This is a genomic window from Spirosoma pollinicola, assembly GCF_002831565.1.
Taxonomy (GTDB): Bacteria; Bacteroidota; Bacteroidia; order Cytophagales; family Spirosomataceae; genus Spirosoma; species Spirosoma pollinicola.
Window position 1 is genome coordinate 2115669 of sequence record NZ_CP025096.1, and the last position, 24201, is coordinate 2139869.

At 44.9% G+C, this 24201-nt stretch carries 19 protein-coding genes; 10 read left to right on the forward strand and 9 right to left on the reverse strand.

All coding sequences use genetic code 11. The features are described from left to right. Positions 1-83 precede the first annotated feature (83 nt). A complete protein-coding gene (locus CWM47_RS09045; RefSeq protein WP_394341987.1) occupies positions 84-3290 on the reverse strand; it encodes a PVC-type heme-binding CxxCH protein in 3207 nt (1068 codons plus the stop codon). 279 nt (positions 3291-3569) lie between these two features. On the opposite strand from CWM47_RS09045, the gene CWM47_RS09050 reads away from it, so the two are divergent. Together CWM47_RS09050 and CWM47_RS09055 are read left to right on the forward strand one after the other, a co-directional pair. Then, complete coding sequence (locus CWM47_RS09050) at positions 3570-6119, forward strand: FdhF/YdeP family oxidoreductase (protein WP_100987671.1); 2550 nt, start codon at positions 3570-3572, stop codon at positions 6117-6119. Positions 6120-6406: 287 nt separating this feature from the next. Next, positions 6407-7183: a glycosyltransferase gene (locus CWM47_RS09055; protein WP_100987672.1), complete on the forward strand. Its 777-nt coding sequence runs from the start codon at positions 6407-6409 to the stop codon at positions 7181-7183. Between the two features lie 11 nt (positions 7184-7194). On the opposite strand, the gene CWM47_RS09060 is transcribed toward CWM47_RS09055, so the two are convergent. After that, entirely contained in the window at positions 7195-7998 is an 804-nt protein-coding gene (locus CWM47_RS09060; protein ID WP_100987673.1) for a glycosyltransferase, read from the reverse strand. A gap of 1840 nt (positions 7999-9838) precedes the next feature. On the opposite strand from CWM47_RS09060, the gene CWM47_RS09070 reads away from it, so the two are divergent. Beyond that, a complete protein-coding gene (locus CWM47_RS09070; protein ID WP_100987675.1) occupies positions 9839-10159 on the forward strand; it encodes a LytTR family DNA-binding domain-containing protein in 321 nt (106 codons plus the stop codon). 963 nt (positions 10160-11122) lie between these two features. Here CWM47_RS09070 and CWM47_RS09075 read toward each other — a convergent pair. Beyond that, the gene (locus CWM47_RS09075; protein ID WP_100987676.1) at positions 11123-12076 is read right to left on the reverse strand and encodes an SGNH/GDSL hydrolase family protein; all 954 of its coding nucleotides are present in this window, start codon (positions 12074-12076) and stop codon (positions 11123-11125) included. A 65-nt stretch (positions 12077-12141) separates the two neighbouring features. Beyond that, positions 12142-13125, reverse strand: coding sequence for a glycoside hydrolase family 16 protein (locus tag CWM47_RS09080; protein ID WP_240625809.1), 984 nt, complete (start codon positions 13123-13125; stop codon positions 12142-12144). Between the two features lie 284 nt (positions 13126-13409). Here CWM47_RS09080 and CWM47_RS09085 point away from each other — a divergent pair, with 284 nt between their 5' ends. Genes CWM47_RS09085 through CWM47_RS09095 form a run of 3 tightly spaced genes read left to right on the forward strand, consistent with a single transcriptional unit; the run spans position 13410 to position 15411 of the window. Further along, entirely contained in the window at positions 13410-14159 is a 750-nt protein-coding gene (locus CWM47_RS09085) for a dioxygenase family protein (RefSeq protein WP_100987678.1), read from the forward strand. Positions 14160-14175: 16 nt separating this feature from the next. Further along, positions 14176-14685, forward strand: coding sequence for a hypothetical protein (locus CWM47_RS09090; RefSeq protein ID WP_100987679.1), 510 nt, complete (start codon positions 14176-14178; stop codon positions 14683-14685). An 18-nt stretch (positions 14686-14703) separates the two neighbouring features. Then, a complete protein-coding gene (locus tag CWM47_RS09095; protein WP_100987680.1) occupies positions 14704-15411 on the forward strand; it encodes a pirin family protein in 708 nt (235 codons plus the stop codon). Positions 15412-15512: 101 nt separating this feature from the next. On the opposite strand, the gene CWM47_RS09100 is transcribed toward CWM47_RS09095, so the two are convergent. The 4 genes from CWM47_RS09100 to dtd form a co-directional block, all read right to left on the reverse strand. Beyond that, on the reverse strand, positions 15513-16088 hold the full coding sequence (locus CWM47_RS09100) for a DUF3109 family protein (protein ID WP_100987681.1): 576 nt from the start codon (positions 16086-16088) through the stop codon (positions 15513-15515). A 105-nt stretch (positions 16089-16193) separates the two neighbouring features. Then, a complete protein-coding gene (locus tag CWM47_RS09105; RefSeq protein WP_317046725.1) occupies positions 16194-18590 on the reverse strand; it encodes a LysM peptidoglycan-binding domain-containing protein in 2397 nt (798 codons plus the stop codon). Between the two features lie 9 nt (positions 18591-18599). Continuing rightward, positions 18600-19244, reverse strand: a complete 645-nt coding sequence (locus tag CWM47_RS09110; protein WP_100987682.1) for an O-methyltransferase — start codon at positions 19242-19244, stop codon at positions 18600-18602. An 89-nt stretch (positions 19245-19333) separates the two neighbouring features. After that, positions 19334-19786, reverse strand: coding sequence for a D-aminoacyl-tRNA deacylase (gene dtd, locus CWM47_RS09115; RefSeq protein ID WP_100987683.1), 453 nt, complete (start codon positions 19784-19786; stop codon positions 19334-19336). A gap of 312 nt (positions 19787-20098) precedes the next feature. Here dtd and CWM47_RS09120 point away from each other — a divergent pair, with 312 nt between their 5' ends. From CWM47_RS09120 to CWM47_RS09130, 3 genes are all read left to right on the forward strand, one after another. Further along, positions 20099-20311, forward strand: a complete 213-nt coding sequence (locus tag CWM47_RS09120; RefSeq protein WP_100987684.1) for a hypothetical protein — start codon at positions 20099-20101, stop codon at positions 20309-20311. Positions 20312-20390: 79 nt separating this feature from the next. After that, on the forward strand, positions 20391-20687 hold the full coding sequence (locus tag CWM47_RS09125; protein WP_100987685.1) for a hypothetical protein: 297 nt from the start codon (positions 20391-20393) through the stop codon (positions 20685-20687). After that, positions 20674-21108, forward strand: a complete 435-nt coding sequence (locus CWM47_RS09130; protein ID WP_157815925.1) for a hypothetical protein — start codon at positions 20674-20676, stop codon at positions 21106-21108. Before CWM47_RS09125 ends, CWM47_RS09130 begins: the two co-directional genes overlap by 14 nt. Here the strand turns inward: CWM47_RS09130 and CWM47_RS09135 are convergent. Beyond that, positions 21105-23015 (reverse strand): S9 family peptidase, encoded by a 1911-nt coding sequence (locus CWM47_RS09135; protein ID WP_240625811.1) that lies wholly within the window; start codon positions 23013-23015, stop codon positions 21105-21107. The two genes, CWM47_RS09130 and CWM47_RS09135, sit on opposite strands and share 4 nt — an antisense overlap. A 285-nt stretch (positions 23016-23300) precedes the next feature. Between CWM47_RS09135 and CWM47_RS09140 the strand changes: the two genes are divergently transcribed. Then, entirely contained in the window at positions 23301-24086 is a 786-nt protein-coding gene (locus CWM47_RS09140; RefSeq protein WP_100987688.1) for a DUF2490 domain-containing protein, read from the forward strand. The last annotated feature ends 115 nt before the right edge of the window (positions 24087-24201 follow it).

The following is a 24201-nucleotide window of genomic DNA, read 5'->3' on the forward strand; positions in this document are numbered from 1 at the left end:
CCCGGTCGGGTGAGGATCTTTTCACTACACACCCGACCGGGACGGTCGGTACTACAGTACCAAACCAGCGTTCTATTAGGTTGTTACTTTTCCATTGGATGCTCTTTGAGCAACTGGGTTGGTGAATAGAAATCGGTTTTGCGTTCAACAGCGGCTCTGACTTTCTTCACCTTATCGGGAGAAATAGCCGGCGCATTATTGCCAAACGAATTTCGTACATAGGTTAGCACCGCAGCAATTTCATGATCTTTCAGCAACCCGCCGAAGGGTGTCATGGGCACTTGACCCGGATAGGTTTTACCCACCACATCAATAGGCCCCATCAACCCTTTCAAGGCAATTTTTATTAGACGATCTTCATTGCCCGACACCCAGTTCGTACCCGTAAGCGGTGGAAAACCGGAAGCCGTTAGCCCTTTGCCATCGGGTTGGTGGCAGGTGGCACAATAGCCCTCTTTGGCATAGATCTGTTTACCCATGTTGTACAAGACCAGCTCCTCCCCTTTCAGATTCGAGGTAACCGCCTTTTCTACCTCTTTCTTCACGTTCATACCCTTTAAGTGGGCCACGGCAGATTGGTGTGCGTGAATCATCCAGTCGTCCAGCGGCTTCTTCGTCGCTTCGGCCAGAATGGGTAGTCCTTTTTCTTTCCCAATCCAGGAAGCCGCCACAATTGCCGCCAACCGAACCCGGCTGTTATCATCTTTAACGGCCTGCATCAGCAAATCGGCCTGATCAGCAACCTGATGCCCCGTATACCGAACGACCTGAACAGCAGCGGCCCGCGCATGGTAATCCTTGGCCTGAAGCACTTGCCGCAGGAGTTTCTGGTCTACTTTATCCAGACCCCAGCTCACCCATAAGCCTTCGAGCAGGTGGTGTTCGTAACGAGGGTCATTTTTATCCAGTCCGGCAGTCCAGGTAGTTAATTTTGCCAGTACCTGCGAGGCATCGCGTCCGCGAAGTTCGCGTCGGGTACGGTAACGGGTGCGGTATTCGGGGAGTTTAAGGTTGTCCAGCAACTGCTCAATACTGGCTCCATCAATTTTGGCTGGCGTCACCAACGGCCTCGATGGGTATGTAATCCGGTAAACACGACCATGCGAGTGATCTCTCAGGGGGTCGCGGGCGTTGTGCTGCATGTGCCCGATCAAAATGTTATGCCAGTCGATCAGGTAGAGTGAGCCATCCGGCGCAAACTCCATGTCAACGGGGCGGAAGTTGCGGTCTTCACTCACCACCAGATCAGCCCGGTGCTTGCTCACGTAGCCCGTACCATTATCGACAAGGGTGTGTTCTTTCATACCCAGAAAACCAATGGTATTGTTGATCAGGAAATCACCCTGAATATCGTCGGGGAAGTGGCGGCTCGATACAAATTCAAGGCCGGACGTTGGCCGAACGCGGTGAGCCTCTTCAATTAACTGAACCGATTTATGGTTGGCTTCGCCATAACGCGGAAACACCGAACCGGGCATCATCCAGCGAACATCAGGGCTTGAGGTTTCGGCAAAAAACGGCTGTCCCCAATCGTCAAACGCAATACCCCAGGGGTTTGGAATGGACAACTGAGCCGTACGTTCCAATTTGTGCAGCTGGGGCGCATAGCGATAGAAACCGCCGTTCGTAGCCCGAACGGGACCATAAGACGTTTCGACATTGGTGTGCAAAAACACGCCTTCGCCCGAATAAATAGCGCCGGAAGGGTCAACGGTGAAGGCATGACTGTTGTGGTGTGTATCATGGTCATCGTAGCCACTCAGCAAAATTTCCTTTTTGTCGGCTTTATCGTCGCCGTTGGTATCGGTGTAGAGTTTCAGGTTGGTGCCCTGCGAGACGTAAACGCCCTCCTTCGCGATTTCGAACCCTAGCGGCAGGTGCAGTCCATCGGCAAAAACCGTTTCTTTATCTGCTTTTCCGTCACCGTTCGTGTCTTCCAGAATCAGGATTTTGTCGTTTGGTTTGGCATCGCCCGGCTTGTAGTGCGGGTAACTGGGCATAACCGCCACCCATAGCCGCCCTTTGCCATCGAACGACATCTGCATGGGTTTGGCCAGATCAGGAAACTCTTCCTCGGAAGCAAAAAGCTCGATCTTGTAGCCCGATGGCACCTTCAGTTTGCTCAGGGCTTCCTGCCCGTACAGATACGTCAGGCTACCGTTTTTCTCTGGATTAAAGTTGGTTTTAACGACTGGGAGTTGTTTCGTTCGCTTGTCGGCAGCGGCAATATCCATTTTCTCCCCTTTCGTTGCGGCCAGCCAAACAGCCGTATCGCGGATGGCAGTCATCTCCCGAATTTTCTCGATTTCGGCGGGGTAGTTATCGGGGCCAAATGGATTGTACCGGCGACCATAAACGTGAACACCATTCGGAATTTTATAGTCATTGTGCCACATCCAGTTCTTCTCCAGTACGGCATCCTGAACCAGTTTCCGGTTGGTTTCGGCCTTGGCGGGCGTCTTGCCAAAAATCTGATCGACTAGCAGCAGGCCTAACTTTTTGTATCCGGCGTCGTTGAGTTGCGAACCGTCGATGGTCAATGGCTCGGCGTTGGCATCGTACCATTCTTTGGATGGGGTGAACGCATCGACAAATAATACCTTATTCTGACCGGCAACTTCCTGCATCGCTTTGGTATACAGCAACAGGTTTTCATTCTCTTTTTTGCCATTTGGCAAATCCATCGTGGCAGACAAATCTTCGAACGCAATGGGCGACACAATGGCCAGTTTCGGGGCAGAAACCCCGTTGTATTTTTGTTTCAGTGTCCACTTGATAAACGCATCCAGTTCAGCCTTATAATTGGCCAACCCATCTTTACCCTGGAAGGACTCGTTGTAGCCGAAAAAAGCAACAATCACGTCGGCTTTCAGGCGGGTGAGCCATTGGTCGGGGTAGTCGAAATGGCCTTCACTTTCCGAATTATTGGCTAGCTCTGTCTGAAATTTTTCGGCACCCGGAAACGCCCAGGGCGTATTCCGGCTGGCATGTGGACGAAAACCGGGGGTATCTCCCCCATCGCACATATTGCGAATAAAGAGTTTATTCTCCGGGTAACGAAGCTGCATTTCGGTTTCGAAATAGCCGTAATTCATCATGCGCGACCCCAGGTTATTACCCAGCAACATAATATGTGAGCCCTTTTGAACAGGAATTGCAACGGACTCTCTAACCGAAAGTCGGTTCGACTGAAAAGCACTAACCGCAATTAGTAGTAATCCGGCTACAATCAGCAATCCATTGATCTTATTCTTCGTTGGTAGAGCCATCTTGATTTTTGATAGTTGCATGCGAATGCGCGTTCTTTGACTTTATCAAGTTAAGACGTTCGAAGTCCGAATTTACTTAACTGATCTATAAGTTGTCTTGAAATCAATCAACTAGCAGCTTATTGACCAAACAAGGATGTAATTTGCCCGCTAGTTAACTGTACAAGCCAGCCTGTTTACGAACAAAATAGCTTCCAGGCTGGCCCTTATCTCCTATTATTTGTTACTTGTGAACGAACGGAGTTTACTGAATCAGCTCGACCAACGTTCTTTTGCCTGACCTCAAGTCATCCTACTAGTATGGAAAAGTCCCCAAACAACGAGCAAAAACCGAGCAATCCGGCTGAACAGGAAGTTAGCAATTCGCCTAAAAGTGGAGAACGCCCTAATCAGGGCACTGAAATGACGAACGATCATTACGATCCACAGGGCAAGCCAGATGCCGATAAACGGGTCTTTCCCGCACCTGATAATGTGGGGGCAAAACATAAAAACCCGGTACTGGCCCAGCCCCCCGACCAATTCACAGGTCTTACGCTCGGCAAACCCGCTACGGTGGCGGCCGGGGTTAAAGCCGTTTTGAAATCTATGGAGTTTTCGTGGAGCGAGGCAGGCGTTAGCCGAGGTACGCACGCACTCCTGAAACTCAATCAGAAAGATGGTTTCGACTGTTCATCCTGCGCCTGGCCCGACCCCGACGACCATCGGTCGGTAGCGGAATTCTGCGAAAATGGGGCCAAAGCAACCGCGTCGGACGCCGACACCCGCCGGGCCGATCCTGCGTTTTTCGCCAAACACAGCCTGGTCGATTTATCGCGCATGACCGACCGCGATCTGAACAACGCCGGTCGGTTAACGCACCCGATGGTGCTTCGGCCCGGCGCTACGCATTACACCCAAATTTCCTGGCCTGATGCTTTTCAGGTAGTGGCCGATGAGTTGAACTCCTTACAATCGCCTAACGAGGCTATCTTTTATACGTCCGGCAAAGTACCTAACGAACCCGCCTACCTGTACCAGCTTTTTGTCCGGGAATTTGGCACGAATAACCTGCCCGACTGCTCGAACATGTGCCACGAAAGCAGCGGATCGGCACTGAGTCCTACGTTAGGGTTAGGTAAGGGTTCCGTAACGTTGAACGACATTTACGAAGCTGAGGTCATTCTGATTATGGGGCAGAATCCCGGCACCAATCACCCGAGAATGCTCACGGCTTTGCAAATAGCCAAGCGAAACGGAGCTAAAATTATTGCCGTCAATCCACTGCATGAAGCCGGTTTAAGCCACTTCAAGAATCCGCAGGATTTTATGAATCCTATTAAAGCAGTAGGCACGTTACTAAGTGCTGGCACACCCATCGCCGATCTTCATTTGCAGGTAAAAATTAACGGCGATATGGCGGTGTTACGGGGTATTATGAAACACCTGTTACGAGCCGAAGAACTGAATCCGGGCGAGGTGATCGACCATGATTTCATTAAGGAATACACGACCAATTACGCGGAGTTTCTGGATACGCTCAACAACACCAGTTGGGAAGCTATTGAGCAAATGAGTGGTTTGTCAAGCGATCAGTTGCTCGAAGCGGCTAACATCATTGCCCCAAAACAGAAGATTATTACCTGCTGGGCAATGGGCCTTACCCAACAGAAAAACGGCGTGATGAGCATTCAGGAGATCGTGAACCTTCAGCTGATGAAGGGCGCGATGGGCAAGCCCGGTGCCGGAACCTGCCCTGTGCGCGGCCACTCCAACGTCCAGGGCGACCGCACGATGGGCATTTGGGAACGTCCGCATAAAGAGTTTCTGGATGCATTGGCAAGAGAATATGGTTTCGAACCCCCTCGCGAACATGGGTTTGACACCGTGGAATCCATTAAGGCCATGTATGAAGGAAAAAGCAAGGTATTTGTAAGTCTGGGCGGCAATTTCCTGTCGGCTGCGCCCGACACAGAACTTGTAGCCGAAGGGCTTCGTAAACAGCGGCTTACGGCTTTTATTAGCACAAAACTTAACCGGGGGCACTTAGTCACCGGCAAAACCTCATTGATTTTACCCTGCCTGACTCACCTCGACATCGACATGCAGCGTTCGGGACAGCAGTTCACATCCTGCGAAAACTCGATGGGCGTTGTTAGCCAGAGCAAAGGCGTACTGAAGCCGCTGGAAGGTGAGATGCTCAGTGAAGTGGCTATTCTTTCGGGGATTGCCATTTCTACGCTGGGTGATCGCTCAAACGTTGACTGGGTAGGCTACACCGAGAATTACGACCGAATTCGGGATTCAATTGCGCGCGTGATCCCCGGCTTCGACAAATTCAACGAGAAGATCCGCAAGCCCGGTGGTTTTTATCTGCCCAACGGCCCCCGCGAACGAAATTTCACGACCGAGAATGGGAAAGCTAATTTTACAGTGACCGACATGGTCAGGCACGAGATCGAACCCGACCAACTGGTACTTATGTCCATTCGAAGCCATGACCAGTTTAACACCACCATTTACGAGTACAACGACCGCTATCGGGGCGTTTACGGCGAACGGCGGGTCATTTTCATGAATGCACAGGACATGAGCGAGCGCCATATTCGGGAGCGTCAGCTAGTAAACATCACCAGCCATTTTGACGGACAGCGACGGAAACTGGAGAAATTCATCGCCATTCCTTATAATATTCCGAAGGGTAATACAGCCGCTTACTACCCCGAAGTAAATCCATTGGTGCCTGTGGCCAGTGTCGCCTATATCAGCAACACGCCCACATCTAAGTTCGTCATTATTACGGTGGAGCCTATTCCTGAACTACTGCCGGAAGGAAAAACGACACCCATTTCGATTACTATAACTGCTTGATAAAGTTACACAGTTCTCTATAAATATGTGTCAATACATTCATGTTGTAGAGAACTGTGTGGTTTCTATATATACTACTGTATTTATATTATATATTTAAAATAATTTTACTGGATTAAACTTTTAATTTAAATTATCATTATAGATATTTATTAAAATTTTGATTTATCAATATTTATTTGTGTAACATATAGTTTACATTTTAAGCTTGTAGAGCTTATAACAAACATAGAATTTATATAAATCACGTTTAGGCTATTGACCTTATCTCCAAATCTACATATATAATGGTACCTGGTAAAACAACATTTGACAATGTGACTTTGCTCATTACCCACTTTAACCGAAGCAATTCTCTAAAGCGTTTACTATCTGCCTTTCATGATCTCAACTGCTCGTTTGCGGATATTGTTGTTTCGGATGATAGCAGCCAGAGCGTACACTTTCAAGCCTTAAAGTCCCTGCAAAAACAGTATAACTTTCGGTTGGTTACGTCGGTCAGTAACCGTGGATTGGCGAATAATCTAAATAAGGGGCAGGATGCCGTACAAACGCCCTACACGCTCTACATACAGGAAGACTTTGTACCTCAGCCATCCTTCGTCCCCAAGTTGCAGGAATCAGTAGCTTTCATGCAGCAAGACAATACGCTGGACATGGTACGGTTCTATGCCTATTTTATATATCCCTATTTAAGGCCCTTTAAGAATGGATTTTCGGAGATGGTCTTTTCCCCCTGGGCAGCCAACTACAACAAAATTTACTGTTATAGCGATCATCCTCATCTGCGCAGAAGCACGTTTCTCGACAAATTCGGCCGTTATGTGGAAGGTATAAAAGGCGATCGGGCTGAATACCGAATGTGTATTTCCTTTTTGCAAAAGAGGGGAAAAGCTCTTTTCTACAACGATTATGAAAGTCTACTTATCCAGGAGAACGATGCTCAGGAACCCAGCACCATGAAACGGGCCGAATGGACGCAGCATCAAAATCCATTTATTATCATTGTCCGATATATATATCGGCAAATCAGATACAACTACGATATCCGATTTCTGACGTAGGGAAATCATTTTTACTCATATTTTTTAGTGCCGAACAATGCTAGTTCACCTGTATTTTTTATAAGTCGATAGACAAGATAAAATTTTCTCAAAAAAAGATACATCTTTTCATTGAGTTTCCATTTTTTCCGAAACGAAGCTGTAGTAGGTTCGCTTACAGTGTTTACCTGATCGAATATTGTTGTGAAACGCTCAAAAAATAAGCCTTTCCCTCCATTTTTTATAAACGATAAGCACATTGTAAACTCTGTAATATCACCATTTTCCCCCTCAATATAACGGCCGAATTTAGTAAAGAATGTGCTTCTTCGAAGGTGTGGATGATCGCTATAGTAATAAAATTTTAAGTGATTTGAATACCATACCGTTGGTTTATAAATCATTTCGGAAAAACCCAAAGAATAAGGCTTCAAATAGGGGTATTTAAAATAAGCATAAAAGCGAACAATATCAAATTGTTTATTTTGATTCATTAATTTTAATGAATTCTCAAAATGAATAGGAAAATCAGTCTTAGGTACGAAATCTTCCTGTACATAAAGCGTATAAGCAGTCTTTACTGCATCCTGGCCTTTATTAATATTATGTCCTAACCCTCTATTGGCAGGTGTTGTAATGAGCTGAAAATTATATGTATCTTTCAACTTAAGCAACATACTCCGATGCTCAGGCAGACTGCCATCATCCGACACTACTATGTCTGTAAATGAGCAACTTAGCTCATTAAATGTACGAAGTAGACGTTCCAGAGAGCTACTGCGATTATAATGTGTAATTAGTAAGGTTACTTCCTCAAAGTGATGCTCAACTAACATTTTAGTCAATAAATATACTTTACCAAACTGTTTGAAATTTACTAAACTTTACGATTTATTATACGTGTCGAATCTGTCACCTATTTTTCCAATTATAAATCTTTGCAAACATTATTCTTCAAGCTATATTCATTTGTGCAACCAAGTGTATAGAGCCCATGAACTCATTTTAGTAAAAATAATTACGCTATACATTAGGCTTTATTTATAAAAAATAACATGTTTATTTATATCATAAAAATACAACAATAATAAACAAAATGAAATAATTTGCCCCATAAATGTATACGTAAATAGTATAACACACTTTAACTAGATTCCTTATGAAATAGAATAGGCTTGTATTGATCATTTACCACCAGCACTACGGATAAAACTGGTGATGTAAAAACTTTATCTTATATTTTAAGAAAGCATTAACTAAAAGAAGAACCTATACCAGATAGCCAGCTATTTCCATGAACGAACCCCATGATTCTCTCTAAAGTCAATAAATCACTAATTTTCAAATAATTACAAAAAAATTATAGTTAAGTTTGCAGACTTTTTAGGAAACGAGAACAAAGTCACCGCTCTACGTTAACACACATATAGTTATCCGAGAAAAGTTTATTTCGACTCATTATATATCTAGTAGTATATATATAGAAGTAAAACAAGTACTCTTTAGTTAGCGAGACGTTTCGCTGCTATAGTCCCGGACACTCATTGAATGGATATCAACCATTAGTATCCCCGTGCATCCGCTACAATTCCAGTGAACAGTAATGTCAATTTCTTCTATCATTCCATAACATTTCAAGCTCTCCTAGCCTATCCGTTACGTTATGGAACCGACTATAATTAGTCAAATATTGCTCGAAAAATGCATCATTCAGAAATTGAGTGCTAGGGGCGGCCCTATTAAGTTAGTGACTTGCCATGAACGTATGACAAAGCTTGTTTGGACCTTGTTACAAACGGATCCAAGTCATGTCAACTATATTAAAACTTGGGAAACATTAGTTGACTACGGAGAAAAAGAGCTTAGATATCTAGTGCAATTCTATCAGGTCTCTACTAGTAAGAAGTATACTAAATATTTATATCGACTTACAAAAAAAATTAGCTTGGCAGTATCAATCTTGTATTAATTAGAACATTCTCACCTGAACAGATTTCCCATTCCCGTTCCACTCATCACATTTAAATATTATTTATTATCATATGAAAATAATAAATTATTTTCTTCAACTTAACTAAAGTGTTAGATTACTTATCTTAAATGTTCCATTTTTTGGCGTTAACTGTTTAACAATTTTTTCAAGCTGTAACATTGTTGCTAATAAACTATAAGTTTAATATTCGTATATGTAGTAAAATAGTAACTAAAACTAGTGCCAGATGTAAATTAAAGAACAACTAAAATACCATTGCTTAAAGTTAAAAATAAATAAAACTCGAATACTATAAGTTTATTTATAGTGTAATATAAATATATTATATTAAAATTTATTTTTAGATAGATATCTCAAAATCAATATATGAGGTAAATATTGTGTGGACGCACAAATTGATTTATAATTGAATGCATAGAAACATTTGAGCTATATAAATTTATCAAATTCAATGCGATAAAGCGATACAAGCCAATCAAAACTAGGCACACATTCAACTATATTCCTTAAGATTAACTAGCCTGTTAATGAACAAGTGAATAGTTAAATTTATATAAGTAATCATTAAATATCAGTGGACTTAATTAAATTTTGAGTAAATATTAATAACGTATTTCCTCAATTTTTTTATATCTTTTTGAACAACAACACCATAATCAACCTCTCTAATAATCTATACACTTATGAATATGTACCCTAAAAATCTGTTTTTAATTCCAATTCCATCGATCATTTGGTTAGAGGGTGATGGCAACTATACCCGAATTCATTTGCAGAACGGAAAGTTGCAGTCATTACCCTACACATTAAAATTTATTTCGGAAAAATTGCCAGACTTTGTCCGTATTCATAAATCAAGTCTAGTTAATCCTATGTACGTCCAGGAACTAACAAGTAAGGGCTACCAAGACTATTGGGTGAAATTAAGTAGCGGGCATACTCTATCGGTTTCCAGAAAGAGGATGCCGCAAACGGCTGTAAAATTAAAGCTTCCAACACCATAGTTTACTCCTTTTATAACCTATAACAGTCGACTGCCCACCAACTAAATACACATTTTAATTAAAATGTGTATTTAGTTGGTGGGCAGTCGACTGTTATAGGTTATAAAAAATCTGTCAAAGATATGTTCACAAATATTACTATTAATTTGTAATGACCATATCAAAACTGATAATATACATCTACTGCTGAGCAAAATAAACTTCAGCCTATTCGTATTTAAAATAATACTGCGTTTATAGTTTAAAGAAAATCTTTAGATTTATTTAGAACTTGATTTTTCAGCATTTTTGAATGAGTTATAAATTAAATTGACCTTGATCATATATACTAGTTGAAATACGCAACATTTTTTGATGATCCATCAAGAGCTAACTAGTAAAAGGTTATTAAATAAATGTATTTGCTGTTGATATAATTGATATCAATCTGAAAAATATTCTTCATTTTAAGATTGATTGAGTTGTATATACCATTTAAAAAAATAGATAAATTTCTCTTAATTTAAATTATCTTTTACAGTTTATTTAATAGTGGAAATAAAGGCAGAAAAATCAATTTATATGTAGAAAAATTTGAACGCTATCGCTAAGGTAATATGATCTAAATTTAGATTATTATCTGCCGAATATGTAGTTAATATAAATAGATATAGGTAAATTTCTAATATAATTTCAATAAAAGTAAATTACAACGGATATATTTTATAATTATCAAGTAAACATATATAAGCTATTCATTCAGCCTAAAGTCAACTGGATTTTTTCAATTATTTACATAATAGAGTGTGTCTAATTGTATTATATAGACTGATAGTTAAGGTGCATTTACTTAGGCACCTCTTATACGCTCAAACTTCCTTTTCTTCTTGTAAATGCAATCAGTATGTCACACGTATAGAGGGTAAGGTTATGTATTTATGAATGCCCAGCATACCCAAAAATGGAAGTAAACAAATCGTTTTATTAGGGCATAATCTCTTTGAGCTGGAGGTCTATTTTAGCAGCTTTTATTTTTGCTTCTTCGAGTGGCAACCCTTTTTTCATACCTGGCCGTTCGTGCCCTGCTGCCGTTAGCCAGGCATCTTTCAAAATACGTTGACGTTCGGCAACGAGGGCTACAAACTGAGCAGTATGGGGCGTCGTTGCCAGTGTAGCAACTACGTCTGATGCCTGGGCAATGGCTTTTTCACCTAACCCTAACAGTATGCTTTTTGCCATTATCCAATGCCCTACATCACCGGGATGTACACCGTCCTCAGCCAGCGAAAATGCAGCTACAGAAAATCGGGCATCGACCTGCCGATGAGCTTCCAGAAATTGCTTCATGGGGTAGTGAACATCAATTACCTCCCACCGAGCTGCTGTTTTCTGGCTTATAAACCAATCAGCATAACGGTCAAGCACGGCAGCATACCCTATTTTTCCGCCCTTTAATTCGTCATAAACAGGGGGCGTGAGATGAATAATTTGGGCACCGCTTTTTACTACTTCGTTGTGTAGCCAATGGATCCCCTCTTTGAATTTCTGGAACCGACTCTCGTCGAAGGGCATGTAGATTCCATCATTCATACCATAACTGGCGAATACCAGATCTGGTTTGGTAAGCGCCAGTACGCTGGCCAATCGATTATGTAAATCGGGGCGCGGAAATTTCCCGTCAGCGTGCCCTTCTTCCGAAAGTCCGGAAACGGTTTCACTTGGTAAACCAACGTTGATAAATTCAATGGGGTGATCGGGGTAATGCGCTCTGTAATATACTTCGATATCGGTAATGTATTTCCCGGAATAGGTAATGCTATTCCCTAAAAACACTACCCGGCGAACACTGGCCGGAAAGGGGGATTGCGCCTTACAGTAAGCTCCTACTAACCAAAGAGCAACGGTTAATGTATAGCGCAGTCGATAAATAGTGGTCATGGTAAAAATAATTTTAAGGCTTCTTCTAATGAGCCAGATCTCATTGAATGATTAATCCGACGAGCTTATTTCTGATAAACACGCACATAATCGACCTCAAATCGACTTGGAAATGGCGTTTTGGACGGGTCTCCTCCATTATCGCCCCCAATGGCCAGATTTAGCAGCACATAATGAGGATGGTGAAACGGATTAAGACCGGAACCATCCTGATTTATGGTTTCGGCAAGGAGAACCGTGTTTAGCAGTTGATCGTCAACATACAGGCGAATAGCCGTTTCATCCCAGTCCATACGCCAAATATGAAACTTTTTTGACCAGTCCGGATCGTCAAACGTAGTCATTGGCTTTTTTACGCTTCGCCACTCAGCTGTATAGCGTTTTGCGGTGGCCCAGGCTACGTTTGCCAGTAACTGATTTCGATAATATTCCATGATATCGATTTCACCGTTCGATGGCCATTCGCCCGACACGCCAAGTGTCCAGAAAGCTGGCCAGAGACCGGACCTGGTCTCAATACGGCCCCGCATCTCGAAACGCCCATATTGCCATTGGTGCAGTTTTTCTGTTTTCATACTCGAAGACGTGTACTCAATAGTAGGGCGATTGGTTCGCCAACTGGCACTGTTAGCTTTATAGAAAGGGTTGGAGCGTTGCTCACGTTTTCCTTCAATAATGAGCACACCGTTTTCACAATGAGCGTTTTCAGCCTGATACCATTGGTATTCATTATTGCGCACAAAACCCGTTTCAAATACCCAGTTTTTAGGATTTGGTGGCCCGTTTGTGTCAAACTCATCGGCCCACACCAGCCGCCAGCTTGTATCTGATTTTACTTGCTGAACTTCCGCACGAGACTGGGCAAATAAGCTACCGACTTGCAGGCAGAACCAGAGTGATAAAAGAAATAATCGTCGCTGCCACACCCTTTTTACAGCTGTATTTAACAGATACCATAAATCTGGTCGGCCGAAGATGAACCGATAGATTCCCCCTGTTTGCATCGTTGCATTATAGCATAAGGTCAATCTTTTCGTGTCGGAACGCATGGCGGTTGTTGGTTTTGTCAACACTAAAAGCACACAACTACCAGAAACTCCCCGAAGGCTGGCTCGTTACGGATAACGGGCAAAGTTTTGAGTAAATAAGCGCTTATCCATGTAATTTATTCGTCGACGTATTCGGGTATTTACGCTATACCAACAGCTCATCTAGCATAAAACCAGCTTTCCAATGCAACGTTTGGGTGTTTTTTACGCTATAGGTATATGAAACGGTTCATTGTACCAGGTCAAAAACTACTCACTAAAAACACCCTCATTTATAAAGTAATATGGAACGTAAAGAATTTTTAAAGCGTGGCTTCAGCAGTCTATTGGGCGTTGCGGCCATTGTTCCCGTTATAGGCGCTTGTTCGAACACAAGTGTCGAGCCTACAACAACCAACACGGGTACCAGCACATCAACGGGGTCAAGTAACGGTAGTTCGTCGAGCAACTGCACGGTTACCCCATCCGAAACAGAAGGGCCATTCCCAACCAAAGTACCCGCCAACTTTGTTCGGCAGGATATTCGCTCAGATCGCACTGGTGTGGCCTTTACCATGACTATTACCATTAAAAATTCGAGTAGCAACTGTGCTGGCTTGTCGGGGGCAATTGTCGATATCTGGCACTGCGATAAAGATGGATATTACTCGGAATATGGCGGAACCGGCATGCAGAGCGTCAATTTTACCACTGTCGATTTCCTGCGCGGGCGGCAAACAACAGACGCCAATGGCCTTGTTACGTTCACGTCGATTTTTCCCGGCTGGTATAGTGGACGGGCACCGCATATTCACGTCCACATCTACAATTCGGCCGGAAAATCGCTACTGGTGACGCAGATCGCTTTCCCTTACGATATCTCCAACATAGTATACACCACAGCGCAATCGTATGGCTATACCAAGGGCGTACAGGACACTAAAAATGAAAGAGACAATGTGTTTTCCGATTCTGTTGCGAACGAGTTAGGCACTGTTGCCGGAAGTATTTCGGCCGGTTATACACTAACTCACACGATTGTTGTGAGTGCTTAGCAGCAGGACATTCGCTATGAAAGGCCTTATTCGTTTCAGTTATACTAAACTCATCGACGCATCGGCCACCAAAGCCTGGGACAAAGTCGTTTTTGAGGAAACATATCAGGAGTTCTTTATGCAGGCCCAGTTTTTTAATCAGTCGACACACTACCTGACGTTTCAGGAGTTGATCGACAATGTACCCGGTGCTGACCGACTGCATTACCTGACCAGCCGGGTGGCTATGGGCTATTTACAACAGTTGAATCAAACGATTCCAGATGTAGTGAATGCTTTGGAGAAGTTATGCATGCCATTTACTCAATTCAAATTTGAGATTCTGGCATCACATATGGAGCAAAAAGAGGCTCACAAGATTGCCATCCACTTTTATAGTGACCCAATTACCTGGATCGACACAATTGGCGATCAGATGCTGATTGCGTATGGCGACCAGAGGCAGGCCTTGCAAACCGGCAGCGACGTATCGACCGACCTGATTGCGCTTCAGCCAAAGCTGACTATCTGGTCATTTCAACCCTGAGCACTTAATCCGTAACGAATGGATACGAAAACACAGGCTCAAATTTATCTGGCCGACCAGCGGGGCTGCTCCGAAAAAACCGATTTTCGAAGTTATCACACGTTCAATTTCGGTGGATATATGGAAGAAAGCCGCCAGCCTTTTGGCTCGTTATGTCTGTTAAACGACGATATGCTTCGCGCTGGCATGAGCCTGACTATGCAGGTAGAGCAGAAAATGGATGTCATTCTGCTGCCGGTTTCTGGCGGTCTGGAATACGGGCAAGAGCTATCGAACGGGACACCAGTAGCATACTTTCTTGAACCCGGCCAAGTTGGCATTCTGTCATTGAATACAGGCATGAGTTACACGGTCAGTAATCCATACGAGACAGAAACGATCAATTTTTTACAAATCTGGCTGAGCAACCTGTCGGTGCATAGCTCTCCAACAATTAACCAGGCTGGATTCGATCTTACAACGAAAAACACACTTTTGCCACTTACCGTGTCATCAGATAAACGGCTCTTTATCGGCCAGTATGACGGTCGGGCAGAAGGCGAGTACATCGTAGGGGCAACTGCAGAAACGCAGGGAATTTTTGTCTTTGTTTTGCAGGGCACTTTTGAAGTAGCTAACCGACTTCTTCACGAAAAAGATAGTTTAGCATTAACCGTTGAGCGTGGGTACACTTTGGCATTTGAAGCCCTGTCGAACGACGCTATTCTCCTTTTGATGGACGTGTAGCCAGGGGTGCGTCAAAAGCCTGCGGGACGGTTGTTACATGAACGAAATTAACGGGTAAATCGGCTATCTAATAAATTGACAAATTTTCATTGTCCATTTACTTAATGTGCTTCGCCTTTTTCTTCAATGGCCTTCGATAAACGTACATACCATTCTTCGCCGTAAGCCCGCACAAGGGCTTCCCGAACGAATTTATAGATGGGTACATTCAACTGTTCGCCAAGGCCACAGGCCGGGCTGCAAATGGGCCACCGGTCGTAGTTTAGCGCATGGAAGGATTCATATTTTGTAACGCGAATGGGATAAAGATGGCACGAAATGGGTTTTTTCCAATCGACTTTCCCATCGTTATAAGCTTCTTCAATGCCGCATTTCAGAATTCCTTTGTTATCCCAGGTTGCATAAACGCATTCGCGTCCGGCAACGGTATTCGTCACAAAGCCACCCGTTTCGTCGGATTCATAACCCCCCTTTTGCTCTATGACTTTAATGCCTTCGGGCGATAAATAAGGCTTTATATTTTCGTAAATACGATCTAAAATAGCGGGCTCATCGCCCTCCAATGGTGCACCCATGTCGCCTTCGACGCAACAGGCTCCTTTACATTTATCCAGGTTACAGACGAAGAACTTTTCGGCGACATCGTCGCTAATACAAGTATTATCAATGAGTATCATATACGTAAAGATACTAGGTGACTGACAAATTCTGATGATAATCGCCGGTTATAAAAAAAGCCGCCCCAGGTTGGGACGGCTTTTCAACTGAATAACGTTAACCCGTTACGGCTTCATAATCTTAAGCTTCTGCCCCACTTTAACGCCCGCATCGGTCAGGTTATTCCACGACTGGATTTGCTCGATGCTGACGCCATATTGCTGCGAAATACGAAACATAGTTTCGCCTTTTGCAACCGTATGGTACGTAACGGTCGATTCTGATGTTGACATTGGCTTGGTGCCTGATGATGGCTTCACAACCCGACCACCAGGTGTAAGTTTCACCGCAAGTTTCTGACCAACTTCCAGCTTATCATCCGCAGTCAGGTTATTGATTTCCAGTAATTCATCAACGGTCAGACCGTAGAGTTTTGAAATACTGTAATACGTTTGACCCGGCTCTACGGAGTGCGTAGTGGCCGACCGGTTCACGCTTGTTGATGTTGCAGACCGCGTGGTGGCTGGCATAGAAGCCTCCTTCGGTTCCGGGCTGGTCATAACGGGTGTTGTTGGGCGTGTATCCGTTTTGGTAACGGACGGTGGTGCCGGGCGCGGTGGCGCTTTGCTGGTCGGTACGGCGGTCGGGATTGTGAGTGACCCATCTGCCTGTTGCTCACGTGGGCCATCATATTTTCCCGCGTCAGGGCGACCCACTTCAGGGCGACCCATATCCATGTCTGTAGTTGGCGCTGGCTTGGTTTTAGGGGTACTGGCGTACGTATCCGATGCTTTTGGTCTGGGCATTGCCGCTACCGAACTGCCAGCAGACTGGGCACGCTCGGGTGTTGTGGCAACGGGTACGGCCCTGGTAGGTTCTGGTCCGTCGGGCGTTCTGACAATAACTACCCGTTGCGATCCATTGCTATCATCCAGGGGCGTCGTTACAGTTGGCACAAGTTTACGAGCGGGAGCCGGACGGGCTGTTCCAGACTGAATTGATGGGGATTGAGGCTCTGCCCGTTGCGGTGTAGCCGGTTCCGATGTGCCATCGTTCGGGGTAATGCCCCCGCCAACTAATTTGGGTTGATATAATTTACGCTCCGATGCATTGCGTGGAACACCGTCACTGCCCGTTACCTGCCGTGTTGTAGCATTCGATGCTACAGTTGGCGTGCGGTCATATACGGGTGGCGTTGGAGCGTTAATAATTTCGACAGGTTTATTGCTGGGTCGGCGTTCACGAAGCCACATCACCCGGCCAGTCGCTAGTTTTTGTACCCGATCAAGGCGGTTGTACCGCATTAATTTCTTGAGTCGAATGCCATAGCGTTGCGAAATACTGCGAGAGGTTTCGTCTTCGCGAACCGTGTGGAAGGGTACCAGGGCTTTTTTACGCTTCTTGGCTAAATAATATACATCGTTCACCAATACTGGGTCGCGGTCGGTCATATCGTTGTATCGCAGAAAGCTCGACAAACTGATTTTAGCTTTTCTCGCCAGCGATCCGGCATTGTCGCCAGCTTGTGCCTGAATACCCGGCAGGCCATTGATTTCGTACAAAACTGGGTCATTTTTGCTGCTGACACCCGTAGTAACCCGGCGCAGGACAGGGAAACCAACGTCGCTCTGAACGAAATCGGGGCTTTTGCTCGAACTTACGCTGACGATTTTTTGCCGAATATCATTGATCTGGTCGCTTGCAACCGGAACGGCCATCACATACATTTTGTCTGTCGGCACGCCATCGCCCATCACCCAGCGGTTGTATTTACGCAATTCAAACTCATCGACGCCCAGTTCTTCGGCAATGGACTTCATGGTTTTCCCACCCCCGTTCGGGTATTCGATGAGGGCAAACCGGTTGCTCGTCTGGTGGAATTTCAAGGCATTTTCAATGGCCACCTTGTGGGCGAAGAATCGCAAAATATAACGGTCGGTATTCCCATCCAAGGCCACTTCGCGGGCATATGACCAATCGGGTGGAATCAGTTTAGCAATGCCGCCCGCCCCCAGATAATAGGAATAGAGCGACGCAACCCAGTTATTAAACTGTCCATTACTCCGCTTAAGGTATTTAGCTGCTCCGTGCGTTGACCCCGTAATGCTTTTACGTTCGTCGATAACCTCATCCACACGCATGCCATTATCTATAGCTGTTTCGCGCTTAAACTGCCAGTACCCTACGGCTGTTGATGACGACACGGCATCGGGCGTGAGTGAACTCTCCTGAACGGCGAGGTATTTAAAATCGGTTGGAACATCCTCGTCAATTAGGATAGACTCGATCATGGGAAAATACAGTACGACCCGATCGAGTTTTGCGGTCCAGTATTGCCGATTGGACAGAAGTGCATTGACATCCTGTTGCACAATACGCCGGGCATCAGGATTCAGGCGTACGATTATATCGGCAAACGTCACCTGCTCCGGCACAATCGGAACTGAAACTGTTTGCGCCGACACAGTCAGTCCTATCAGAACAAAGAAAAACAGTAAGGGGGTAAGTCTATTCATCATCATTAAAGTAAATCAGTTTCGTTTTCTAAGCATCATAATCCCATCGCGAATGGGCAATAACACGTTTTCTACACGTGGGTCATTATGAACTTTTTGATTAAAACCATGCACGGCCAGTGTATCCAGGTCCGATGTTTTTATTGGTTCAACAACCTTGCCACTCCACAATACGTTGTCGGCCAGAATAAACCCGCCGGGCTGTATTTTGTCAATTATCAAGTCGAAATAAACGGCCAGATTACGCTTATCAGCGTCAATGAACACCAAATCAAACGCTTCGTTGAGGGTTGGGAGTATATCTTTGGCTATACCAAGCCGAAAATCAATTTTGTCGTTTAGGGGTGATTGCTGCCAGTAAGACCGGGCAAAGTCCTCCAGCTCCTCATTTTGGTCAATGGTAATCAGCTTACCATCATTGGCCAGCCCTTCAGCCAGGCAAAGCGCCGAATAACCGGTATATGTACCAATTTCAAGCACACGCCGGGGACGTATCATCCAGGAAATCATCGACAGGAATCGCCCTTGTATATGTCCCGACAACATGCGGGGGGCCATTATGTGCGCGTGGGTGTTGCGATTAAGCTTACTCAACAACTCACTTTCGGGTGAGGTATGAGCGTCGGCGTAAGCGGTGATATCAAGGGGTAAAAAATCCATTCGGCAATTCACCTACCGTGAAGGCGGCAGGTTAGGGCTGGTTTTAGTAAAAGTAACGGATAACGGTAACATATTGGTAATGCCGGTGGCTAAATCCGATTTTTTGAGTCGATCAAAATAGTTACCGGTCCGTCATTGAGCAGGGAAACCTTCATGTCGGCACCAAATTCACCGGTTTGAATTGGCTTACCTACGTCAGTTGATAGCTGAGCGATCATGGCTTTGTAGAGCGGCACGGCAACGTCTGGTCGAGCCGCTTCGATAAAACTGGGCCGGTTTCCTTTTTTGGTACTGGCGTGCAGGGTAAACTGGCTGATCAATAAAATATCACCCTCAACGGCCGCCAGATCGAGGTTCATTTTGCCTTCTTTATCGCTAAAGATGCGCATGCCAACAATTTTTCTGCTTAGCCAGTCCACGTCTTCGCGGGTATCCGCATGAGTGATTCCGAGCAGAATCAAAAATCCGGCGTCAATCTGACCTTTCACCTGATTGTCTATAACTACAGAAGCTTGAGAAACGCGCTGAATAACGGCAATCATAGGGTAATGCTTTTGGGAAATTCAGCAAAAGTAAGAACAGATGTCTACAGTCTGTCAATTTACAGCATTCAAGTGGTTGAACTAAGAAACTAACCGTTTCCTCAATAATGTTACAGCATTTAGCTATTTATATACTAATCTTGTAAAGTTTTCTGGTATCCCGCTCAGCCGTCGCGCATCTGTCAAGCTGTTTTTGCCGTATACTAAGTAAATGCAAAAATGTGTTAACCCAAATTAAACCCTTTTACGACATAGGGGTCATAAGATTCACTTACATTCTTAACTTTGACTCCCTGTTCGGGATTATGAACTATGAATAAGACATTCTTTTTATTGATCGTTATTACTGGTGCATCGCTGGCCTTTTTTGCTTACTGCGCGATACTGATTAATTGGGTACAGGATTATTCAAGCGGTGTGTATGTTCGTAATCATACAGAAGCAATACTCGAATCGGGGGCTTTAGTAGCCTATACCTATTTTGGTATCAAGTTTTTTCATCGGCACGTAAGCTCACTCAGGTAAACGAAGCTGTTCATCAACGTTAAATACCCAATGGCGATTGGGCGTCTAAATAGCCAATCGCTGAATTAATAATACAGGCATGTGGTGGAAGAAAACCAAAGTATTTAGTAAGCAACGGTTAATTGAGGCTAATCTGGACCCAATTCCGTTTATAAAAGAACGTGTACGAAGCGAATTTGCCCGCACAGTTTTAGAACCACTACCCGTTACACAATCCGATCAGGGCGATCAAGTCGAGTTTCAGACCGATGCCATCGTGTTAAGTCTTCCGCTATGGGAGCGGGTAAAATCAGATTTAGTTACCCTCTCGGAGAACGTTTCGCCTGCTCAGCGAGATACCATAACCCAACTAATCCATTCGATTGAGAATGAATAGCGGCCCGTCCATATATAAAGCTGTAATTTTTGGGATTCTGCTGGTGTCGACCCTGGCCTGTCAATCAGGCAATCAGAAGGTTGCCGATACCGATACCCCAAATGCAGTCCGTGATTTGTTGATTGACCGCATTTTCTGGAAGCCCGGTCCAACCGGTAAAGCTGGTGAAGCACCGCTTAATCTCCACCGATTCACGATTACCAACACCTCGCCCAAATATTCGTACAATAAGATTGCCGTTCGATTCGATTATTACGATCGCGCTCATCACAAGATCGACTCGGCCAAACAAACCGTTGAGCGGACGCTGGAGCCGCGGGCAGCCATCTCTATTGGCGAATTACCCACAGGTCCGGCTAAACCCGAAACAACTTCGGCCACGGTAACGGTCTTAACAGCAGTTGGAAAGGTACTACCTTAGTTTGCTGGCCCCTTAAGGTATTTATCCAAAAACTCCCTTACGGCTTTGTACGCTGTGATTTCGTTTTCTTTTTTCACGAAACCATGCCCCTCGTTCGGAAAGGTAACATACTCGACCGGTACGCCGTTTTTCTTCACATTCGCCACGATCTCGTCCGACTCGATCTTTAATACGCGTGGGTCATTGGCTCCCTGAATAACCAGGAGCGGCTTTTTGATACGCCCGGTATGAAACAGAGGTGATTTGTTGTACAAGGCAACAGAATCTGTTTTGGGGTGACCAATTTCCTTAAACAGGGCATCACGTTGAGGACCCCACCATTCGGGCATACTGTTTAACGTGCGAAGCCAGTTAGCTACCCCGAAAATATCGACACCAACGGCAAACTCATCGGGCGTGAAAGTTAAACCGGCCAGTGTCATATAGCCGCCATATGACCCACCCATAATGCCAATTTTTGCCAGATCGACGTAGCCTGTTGCGGCCAGAAACTTCTTCGATTCCACACAGTCTTTCAAATCGGCATCGCCATGTTTGCGATCATCGGCAGCAAAGAACGTTTTGCCATAGCCCGAGCTACCCCGATTATTGACGGCCAGCACCACATAGCCGCTGTTCACCAGATACTGCACCAGGGGCGAATAGGTCAGGCGGGTTTGCCCACCCGGACCACCATGAATTGAGAGAATAGCGGGTAGTTTTGCACCGGCACCAGCGTCTTTGGGCTTATAAAGCAAAGCAGGCACCTCCATCCCATCGAACGATTTATACCGAATTACCTCACCCGCCACCAGATCGTCAGCGTTGATTTCGGGATTAAGGCCACGAACTAAAGGCGTCACTTTCCCGGTCTTAAAGTCGTATGAATAAAGTGTCGCGGGGGAGTTGGAGCTATTGACATAAAAGGTCATCCGGCTCTCGCTGTCCGTGATATTCACACCCGTTACATCGCCATCAGGAAGGGCGGGTAGTTTGATGGGCTGATTAGTCCGCGTGTCAATGATTTTGAGTTCAGTACGGGCATCATTATTAACAGACAGGACGCGGTAACGACCCCGATGCGACAGGTAATCGCCCGAAATATCCCAATTGGCTTTGTCAAGCACGGTACTCTGGCCCGAGGCTATGTCATACGCTTTTATATGAGCAAACTCATTTCCTTCGTCAGTCGAAATCAGGAGTTTTTTCCCATCGGGTGTAAATTCTCCCGGACCATTGTTCACGTCCCCCTCATGTTTGGTCAGTAGTTTATTTTCTTTGGTTTGCGTATCGAACAGATACACATCGCCGTTGCTGGTGGTCATGGTTTTGGCCAGTGCGATATACCGTCTGTCAGGCGATACATCGCCGGGAAAGAAGCCACCCGGATTTTCAAATATCAGCTTTGGCTTCATCGTAGCCAGATCCATTTCATACACATCGAAAGCGGCCTTATTGCGCTGGTTAGACTGATAGAAGAAACTTTTGCGGTCGTAACTCAGACCCGCAAATTGGAATTTAGCTTTCTCGGCGGGTGTCAGATCAGCAACGGCACCGTCTTTTTCGCGCAGATAGATATGGCTTAATTCATTGCCGCCCTGATCGCTGCTGTACAAAATACGGCCATCAGGCAAATACCCGATCACATAAATAGCATTCGTTTTCGATGTTGTTAGCTGTTTGGGCTGGCCCGTTCCGGCAAAGGGAATTTCATATAAATTAAATACGCCATCCTGGTTGCTGCTGAACAGCACGGTCTGCTCATCCGGCGAAATATCGGATCCGCCGAACCGGATGGTTTTCATGAATTGCTCAATCGTGTATTTGCGGACTGCGGATGGCTTGGGGACAGGTCCGGCCATAACCACACCAACCGATACCGATAAGGCTAGCATCAATGCTATCCGTTGTATATGTCGAGTTTTCATTCGTAGGTAGTTTGAAGAGAAATGAATTTACGTCCATTATAGAGGCTCACGGCAACATTTACAAATTTGACGAATTAACCGTAAGCTTACTTATGTCTACAGCTATTTTTCGGAATGATTTGATTTAAAGGTAGATACGCATACATTATCTCAGAATCTGCTGTAGGTTGGTACCAGCTAGCCAAACCAACAAGTTGAATTATCAAATTGTTAATAATAAGGCGATTGACTTCATCTCTGGATAATAGTAAGTAATTTTACGCACCGTAATATATCAAATCTGTTGTGATCCGTTTTCGATTTACGTTATCTTTAGTAGTCTTAGTGCTGGTTTGTACCCTCAGCCGTAGCCTTGCTCAAACATCGCTTACCCCTTCCTCCCCCTGGGGAACCTGGTTAATTGGCACGTTGGTGTTGCCGGGTGGCGAAAAAAAATGGGGTGGTTTTGCCGAAGTACAAGGTCGTGCAAATTCCGTTTTCAACCAGTTTTTTTACAGCGAATTAAAGGGTGGTGTCAGCTACGATCTCGACAAGAATTTCACCCTCACAGTTGCCGGTGGGCGGTATGCTACCTACGACTATAAGGACCTGCCTGACGGCCCGCTCAATACTGAAAAGCGATTGTGGGAGCAACTTATTATCAACCAGTACCTGACCCGAGTGAAGTTTGAGCATCGCTACCGGGTAGAACAGCGCTGGTTCAATTTTCGGGATGGTACTACGCCTTATCGCAGCCGTATTCGTTACCGGCTAAATATGTTTATACCGATTAATAACCGCACGGTTACGGCCAAAACGACCTTTTTGTCCGTTTACGACGAGGTTTTTTTGAATCCAGTTGGGCCAACCTTTGAGCGAAATCGATTGTATGCGGGCGTTGGTTATCAATTCGATCAGCAGTGGATCGTGCAGCTTGGAATGGTAAATCAGACCAACTACAACTCAGCTACATTTGACCAGGGTATCTTTACTCCCCAGTTAGCAACGGGTAAGTACAATGTAGTGGTGGGCCTGACCTATCGTCTAAAACGGAAAAATGCAACAGAAAAGCTACCAACACAGCCCGATTAGGAAACCGACATTAAAGAGAAAAGCTTTCTCGTGTAATTCTTATCCAGCTATTCTGTTGGCTATAATCTGGCACAATTGCTGATTATTTTTACACTATCGAGTATGCCCGGTCTCC

What these genes read in the sequence shown, in the direction of transcription:
- CWM47_RS09100 (WP_100987681.1), bottom strand. Translation starts at nt 16,088, where the DNA reads ATGATACTCATTGATAATACTTGTATTAGCGACGATGTCGCCGAAAAG.
- CWM47_RS09055 (WP_100987672.1), top strand. Translation starts at nt 6,407, where the DNA reads ATGGTACCTGGTAAAACAACATTTGACAATGTGACTTTGCTCATTACC.
- CWM47_RS09070 (WP_100987675.1), top strand. Translation starts at nt 9,839, where the DNA reads ATGAATATGTACCCTAAAAATCTGTTTTTAATTCCAATTCCATCGATC.
- CWM47_RS09085 (WP_100987678.1), top strand. Translation starts at nt 13,410, where the DNA reads ATGGAACGTAAAGAATTTTTAAAGCGTGGCTTCAGCAGTCTATTGGGC.
- CWM47_RS09120 (WP_100987684.1), top strand. Translation starts at nt 20,099, where the DNA reads ATGAATAAGACATTCTTTTTATTGATCGTTATTACTGGTGCATCGCTG.
- CWM47_RS09105 (WP_317046725.1), bottom strand. Translation starts at nt 18,590, where the DNA reads ATGATGATGAATAGACTTACCCCCTTACTGTTTTTCTTTGTTCTGATA.
- CWM47_RS09125 (WP_100987685.1), top strand. Translation starts at nt 20,391, where the DNA reads ATGTGGTGGAAGAAAACCAAAGTATTTAGTAAGCAACGGTTAATTGAG.
- CWM47_RS09050 (WP_100987671.1), top strand. Translation starts at nt 3,570, where the DNA reads ATGGAAAAGTCCCCAAACAACGAGCAAAAACCGAGCAATCCGGCTGAA.
- CWM47_RS09075 (WP_100987676.1), bottom strand. Translation starts at nt 12,076, where the DNA reads ATGACCACTATTTATCGACTGCGCTATACATTAACCGTTGCTCTTTGG.
- CWM47_RS09080 (WP_240625809.1), bottom strand. Translation starts at nt 13,125, where the DNA reads ATGCGTTCCGACACGAAAAGATTGACCTTATGCTATAATGCAACGATG.
- dtd (WP_100987683.1), bottom strand. Translation starts at nt 19,786, where the DNA reads ATGATTGCCGTTATTCAGCGCGTTTCTCAAGCTTCTGTAGTTATAGAC.
- CWM47_RS09045 (WP_394341987.1), bottom strand. Translation starts at nt 3,290, where the DNA reads ATGCAACTATCAAAAATCAAGATGGCTCTACCAACGAAGAATAAGATC.
- CWM47_RS09110 (WP_100987682.1), bottom strand. Translation starts at nt 19,244, where the DNA reads ATGGATTTTTTACCCCTTGATATCACCGCTTACGCCGACGCTCATACC.
- CWM47_RS09135 (WP_240625811.1), bottom strand. Translation starts at nt 23,015, where the DNA reads ATGAAAACTCGACATATACAACGGATAGCATTGATGCTAGCCTTATCG.
- CWM47_RS09095 (WP_100987680.1), top strand. Translation starts at nt 14,704, where the DNA reads ATGGATACGAAAACACAGGCTCAAATTTATCTGGCCGACCAGCGGGGC.
- CWM47_RS09060 (WP_100987673.1), bottom strand. Translation starts at nt 7,998, where the DNA reads ATGTTAGTTGAGCATCACTTTGAGGAAGTAACCTTACTAATTACACAT.
- CWM47_RS09090 (WP_100987679.1), top strand. Translation starts at nt 14,176, where the DNA reads ATGAAAGGCCTTATTCGTTTCAGTTATACTAAACTCATCGACGCATCG.